The sequence below is a fragment of the Prosthecobacter sp. genome, from assembly GCF_029946185.1.
Classification (GTDB): domain Bacteria; phylum Verrucomicrobiota; class Verrucomicrobiia; order Verrucomicrobiales; family Verrucomicrobiaceae; genus Prosthecobacter.
In genome coordinates this window covers 23532-29531 of the sequence record NZ_JAQSEA010000181.1, presented here as the reverse complement: position 1 = coordinate 29531, position 6000 = coordinate 23532, and the positions used below count along the sequence as shown (strand labels likewise).

At 58.5% G+C, this 6000-nt stretch carries 5 protein-coding genes; 4 read left to right on the top strand and 1 reads right to left on the bottom strand.

Annotated features, from left to right (window positions below):
• Positions 1-431 precede the first annotated feature (431 nt).
• The gene (locus PSV43_RS15850; protein ID WP_300199339.1) at positions 432-1067 is read right to left on the bottom strand and encodes a DUF1080 domain-containing protein; all 636 of its coding nucleotides are present in this window, start codon (positions 1065-1067) and stop codon (positions 432-434) included.
• Positions 1068-1175: 108 nt separating this feature from the next.
• On the opposite strand from PSV43_RS15850, the gene PSV43_RS15845 reads away from it, so the two are divergent.
• The 4 genes from PSV43_RS15845 (at position 1176) to PSV43_RS15830 (ending at position 5760) form a co-directional block, all read left to right on the top strand.
• A complete protein-coding gene (locus PSV43_RS15845; RefSeq protein ID WP_300199336.1) occupies positions 1176-1886 on the top strand; it encodes an SGNH/GDSL hydrolase family protein in 711 nt (236 codons plus the stop codon).
• Between the two features lie 290 nt (positions 1887-2176).
• Positions 2177-2998, top strand: coding sequence for an SGNH/GDSL hydrolase family protein (locus tag PSV43_RS15840; protein ID WP_300199332.1), 822 nt, complete (start codon positions 2177-2179; stop codon positions 2996-2998).
• An 8-nt stretch (positions 2999-3006) separates the two neighbouring features.
• Positions 3007-3843 carry a BPL-N domain-containing protein gene (locus PSV43_RS15835; RefSeq protein ID WP_300199329.1) on the top strand — a complete coding sequence of 279 codons (837 nt, stop codon included), beginning with the start codon at positions 3007-3009 and terminating at the stop codon, positions 3841-3843.
• Positions 3844-3933: 90 nt separating this feature from the next.
• Complete coding sequence (locus PSV43_RS15830; protein ID WP_300199326.1) at positions 3934-5760, top strand: phosphoenolpyruvate carboxykinase (GTP); 1827 nt, start codon at positions 3934-3936, stop codon at positions 5758-5760.
• Positions 5761-6000: the final 240 nt, after the last annotated feature.

Genomic DNA, 6000 nt, shown 5'->3' with positions numbered 1-6000 from the left:
CGCACAACCTCCCGCAGACCGTGGGATGGGTCGTGGGATGGGTGTGGCGACAGCCCGCCCGTCCATGAGCGTGCCGCACGCCACGTTCCAGCTCCGAATACAGCGTTTTCCAGAACTGATTTCCAGAAAGCAGAGCATGGCGACGCGCGCATGCCCAGCGCTGGTAGGGCTGGCTGTCCACAGCCAGCCGCCGTCGACCTGTCCTTCGTAGCACGACGCAGGAGAGCGAAGAAGGAAGCCCATGATCAGCGATCAAGAAATAGCCTGCTAAACGGAAATGGGTTTTAGAAACTGCTATAACTAAATCGCAGATTGGCTCTGAACCGATTCTGGAAAATCTCTGCGGCGTTCCAGCCTCTGCGGTGCAAATCTCCGGCCATTCTCGTTACCAAAAACCAGCGACCCCATCACTCCGCTCCCCGCAGACTCTCTTACTTCGCCGTCAGCTTGATATTCCGAAACCAAGTCTCGTCCCCATGCTCCGTCAGCATGATCTTGCCCTTGCCCGGCGCAAAGCCCTCCTTGCTCTTAAACTTGCTCTTCGCCACACGCTCCTGCCACTCAGGCGCCGTCGTGTCAGCCTCACAAGCCAGCGCCCCATTCAGCCAATGCTGGATCTTCCCATCCTGCACCACAATCTTGCTCGTGTTCCATTCACCCGCAGCCTTCACCACCTTGCCTTCCACCGGCTGTTTGATGTCATAAATCGAACCGGTCGTGTGAGATCCACCCTTGAGCCCATCAGGATGCCCGCTGTCATCGATCATCTGGTACTCAATGCCCAGCCATTCCTTGCCCCCGACCTTCGTCACCCAATATTTAATACCATTGTTGCCCTTCGGATTCACCTTCCACTCCCATTCGAGCTCAAAGTTCGAGTACTCATTTTTCGAAATCAGGTTTCCACCGCCCTTGCCCACGAGATGAATCGTGTTGTCACCTTCCGTCGTCCAGCCGCCCGAAGGCACAGCATCTTTGGTGTCGGTGAAATCAGCCAGCGTCAAAAAAACCGGCTCAGCGGCAGAGGCAAAAGAAACAAGGGCGAGGAGGGAAAGCAGCGTGCGCATGGTGGTTAGTAAAGAGATCGCACCATCAAACGCCGTGAAGCCCGAGTTGCCAGCATCTTTTTCAACGCCGTGATATTCCGGTACCCACGCCACGTTTAACTCCGCCACATGAAATACATCCTCCTCCTCGCTCTCCTCGCCACCACGGCCATCGCCGCAGACTCCCCCAAAAAATCCCCAAAAAAACGCGCCCCGCATCCTTCGCTCGTGAAGGTCGCGGACGTCACCGGCCTCCCACGCGTGCTCCTGATCGGCGACTCCATTTCCATGGGTTACACCCTCGACGTCCGCGAACTCCTCAAAGGCAAAGCCAACGTCCACCGCATCCCCACCAACGGCGGCCCGACCACCAACGGCCTCAAAAACATCAAAGCCTGGCTCGGCGAATCCAAGTGGGACGTCATCCATTTCAACTGGGGCCTGCACGATCTGAAATACATCGCCGAAGACCCCTCCAAGCGTGCAGACCCCAAATCCCCCGGCTCCCACCCCCAGGTCTCACTGGCCGACTATGAGAAGAATCTCACCGAACTCGTAAAAATCATGCAGGCCACCGGTGCCAAACTCATCTGGTGCAACACCACCCCCGTCCCCGCCGGTTCCGATGGCCGCATCGAAGGCGATGAAGCCAAGTACAACGCCGCCGCAGCCCGCGTCATGACCGCCGCCAGCATCTCCACCGACGATCTCCACGCCCACGCCGCCGCCAAACTCAAGGAAGTGCAGCTTCCCGCCAACGTCCACTACTCCCCCTCCGGTTACCATTACCTCGCCGAAAAAGTCGCCGCCGTGATCGCCGAAAACCTGCCAAAGAAATGAGCATGAAATGAATGGCTCTATTCAAGGCGAGGTGTCATTCGCCGTTGATCCTTATCACCCATGGCCCTCAACCAGCAAAACCTCTTCAGCTCCAACGGAGCTGCGGAATATAGCCCAGGGATGCCGAGCTTTAGCGAGTGCTTCCCTGGGTAAAGTGACATGCGACCGGGAAGCAAACCCAAACCTTCTTCGCATCCCAAGTTAACCAGCAGCGCCTGCAATAATCCCCGCCGCACCTCCACCGCAAATCGACAACGCACTCAAACCTCCCCGCCGATTACCATTCCCGCATGAAACTCACCCTCCTCTTCCTCGCCTTCGCCACCCTTTCCCACGCCCAGGTCAAATCCCAAAACGAACCGACAAACGCCACCGAAGCCGCAGCCAAAAAAGCCGCCGAGGACAAGGCCGTCGATGAAAAATACCAGGCCCTGAAAGCCACTCTCCCCGCAGATCAGCAAGCCTGGGAAACCGTCCTCGAACAAAATCTCGGCAACGGCTTCTACCTCCCGCTCCACAAAAAAGACAAGATCGCCGGACGCTCCAACGCCTGGGACTTCGTTCAAGACGATCCCAAACTCCCCCGCGTCCTCCTCATCGGCGACTCCATCTCACGCGGCTATACCCAGGACGTCCGCAAGGCCATGGCCGGCAAAGCCAACGTCCATCGCGCCCCCGAAAACTGCGGCCCCACCGCCAATGGCGTCAAGAAAATCGACATCTGGCTCGGCGACGGCAAATGGGACGTCATCCATTTCAACTTCGGCATCCACGACCGTAAAACACCCGCAGCAGACTACGAGCAGCGCCTCGAAACTCTCATCGCCCGCATGCAAAAAACCGGCGCAAAAATCATCTTCGCCACCACCACACCCGTCCCCCCAGACACCAAAGACGGCCCCGAAATCGTTGCCCAAATCGCCGAGAAAAACGAAATCGCCCTCCGCGTCATGAAAAAGCATAACATCGCCATCGACGACCTCCACGCCTTCCTCGCTCCCCAGCTCGCAGGCATCGCCAATCCGCAGGATGTTCACTACAATGCCAAAGGCTACGCATTGATGGGCCAGCAGGTGGCGAAGTCGATTGAATCCCAATGGCATTCCAAATAACCGGCATCATGAAAATTCTCCTGTTACCATGGCTTGCACTGCTCACTTGCCAGCTTCCGGCCCAGGAGACTGCCAGGGCAAAAAAACCGGCCCCGGTCTTCATCATTCCGCCGGATATCAATGGTCACAAAACCATCGTACAGCCGCCCTCAGCGCCGAAGCCGGTCAAGGTGGGCATCTTTGATGGCAAAGGTGCTCCAGATGATGGCATCAACAATGTGACCAACGTGCTCAAGGCACTGCCTCAGATCCAGGTGACACGAATTTCTGGCGGGCAGATGGGCAGCATTGATTTAAAGCAGTTCGATGTGGTTGTTTTTTCCGGTGGCAGCGGCTCGCAGCAGTCGAAAAGCATCGGCGAGTCCGGATTGAACAATGTGCGTGAATTTGTGCGCGGCGGCGGTGGTTACTGCGGCATCTGTGCCGGGGCATATCTGGCCTGCTCAAATTTTTCCTGGAGCCTCGGCATTCTGAATGCCAGCACCGTTTCGTCCAAATGGGCGCGCGGACGTGGCTTCATGGACGTGGAAGTCACTGCTGATGGCAAACCGCTGCTGGGAGATGTGCAGGGCCTGTTCAAGGTGCGTTATGCCAACGGGCCCATCATCAAGCCCGGCAGTCGTGCCGACATTCCTGCCTATCGGCCGGTGGCGCTTTTTCGAAGCGAGATCGCGGAAAATGGCACTCCGCTGGGCGTCATGGTGGATTCACCTGCTCAGGCCGTGGGCGTGTTTGGCAAAGGGCGCGTGTTCATTTCAAGCCCGCATCCCGAAAACACGCCGGGATTGGAGCATCTGATCCCGCGTGCCATCCTCTGGGCGGCCGGGCAGGATCAGGCTTTGTAGCAGCCTGCCCTTCGGACAATATTGGCGGTTAGAAGCACAGTGACAGTTGGCATGCTTTCGGCATGGTGGTGTTGTCTAACCCCATTCTCCATGACTCAGATCCCCTCCACCAAACCGCTCAGCAAAAACATTCATCTTCAGCGATGGGTCGGAAAAATGGCCGCGCTCTGCAAGCCCGACCGCATCCACTGGGTGGACGGTTCCAAAGGCGAATACGATCGCCTCTGCAATGAGATGGTCGAAAGCGGCACCATGACCCGCCTCAATCAAAAGAAGTGGCCCGGCTGCTTCTACGCCAAGTCAGATCCCAGCGACGTCGCCCGCGTCGAAGAGCGCACCTTCATTTGCAGCAACTCGAAAGACGGCGCAGGCCCCACCAACAACTGGATGAACCCCTTCGAGATGAAGGAAAAACTGCGCAAGCTCTTCAATGGCTGCATGCGCGGTCGCACCATGTACGTACTCGCTTACAGCATGGGCCCCATCGATTCACCCATGTCTCAGATCGGCGTGCAGCTCAGCGATTCCCCTTACGTCGTGGTGAACATGCGCATCATGGCCCGCATCGGCAAAAAGGTCTTTGAAAAGATCGACAGCTCAAAGAAGCGCGTCGTCCCTTGCATGCACACCGTTGGCATGCCCCTCAAAAAAGGCCAGAAGGACGTCCCATGGCCTTGCAACAAGGAGAAGTACATCGTTCACTTCCCCGAACTCCGCGAGATCTGGAGCTACGGCTCCGGCTACGGCGGCAATGCCCTCCTCGGCAAGAAATGCTTCGCCCTCCGCATCGCCTCCGCCATGGCACGCGATGAAGGCTGGATGGCCGAGCACATGCTCATCCTTGGCGTCGAAGATCCCAAAGGCAAAAAAACCTACGTCGCCGCCGCCTTCCCTAGCGCCTGCGGCAAAACGAATTTTGCCATGATCATTCCACCTCAGCACTTTGTCGAAAAGGGCTGGAAGGTCTGGACCGTCGGCGACGACATCGCCTGGATCAAACCCGGCGCGGATGGCCGCCTCCACGCCATCAATCCTGAAGCAGGCTTCTTCGGCGTCGCCCCCGGCACCAGCGACAAGACCAATCCCAACGCCATGGCCTCGCTGCGGAAGAACACCATCTTCACCAACGTCGCCCTTACCCCCGACGGCGGTGTCTGGTGGGAAGGCATGACCGACACTCCACCTGCCCAATGCACCGACTGGCAGGGCAGCCTCTGGACGCCTGACATCGCGAAAGAAAAAGGCACCAAGGCCGCGCATCCCAACTCCCGCTTCACCGCACCCGCCTCGCAGTGCCCCACCATTGATCCCGACTGGGAAAAACCGGAAGGCGTCCCCATCAGCGCCATCATTTTCGGCGGCCGCCGTGCCACCACCATGCCCCTCGTCTATCAGACCTTCAACTGGAGCGGTGGCGTTTACGCCGGTGCCACCATGGGCAGCGAGATGACCGCCGCCGCCGCCGGCACCATCGGCAAAGTCCGCCGCGATCCCATGGCCATGCTGCCCTTCTGCGGCTACAACATGGGCGACTACTTCCGCCACTGGATATCCATGCAGCGCACCCTCAGCGAGACCCCGCGCATCTTCCACGTGAACTGGTTCCGCAAAGACGCCGAAGGCAAATTCCTCTGGCCCGGCTTCAGCGAAAACATGCGCGTCCTCAAATGGATCGTCGATCGCGCCAACGGCCACGGCAAGGCCAAGGAGACCCCCATCGGCTGGGTGCCGAAATACGAGGACATCGAATGGAAGGGGCTCGATTTCTCCAAAGAAAAATTCGACCAACTTCAGTACTTCGACCGCGCCGCCTGGCGCGCAGAAATTCTCTCCCACGAAGAACTCTTCATCGATCTCAAGAGCCATCTCCCCAAAGAGCTCATCTACGAGCGCGAACTCCTCATCTGCCGCATGTAACGGAGCGCGGAATCTGTTCCTCAGCACACCGCAAACACCAGAGCGCCACCACCATCATAGGAGAGGGATCATCCTGATCCCTCAACGCTCCGCCCACGCACGCACCTCCCGAGTCCGCCCCACCCCGTCATTGGGATCCCAGTCGCGCAGCCACCGCTCCCCCAGGAGAGGGATCATCCTGATCCCTCAACGCTCCGCCCACGCACGCACCTCCCGAGTCCGCCCCACCCCGTCATTGGG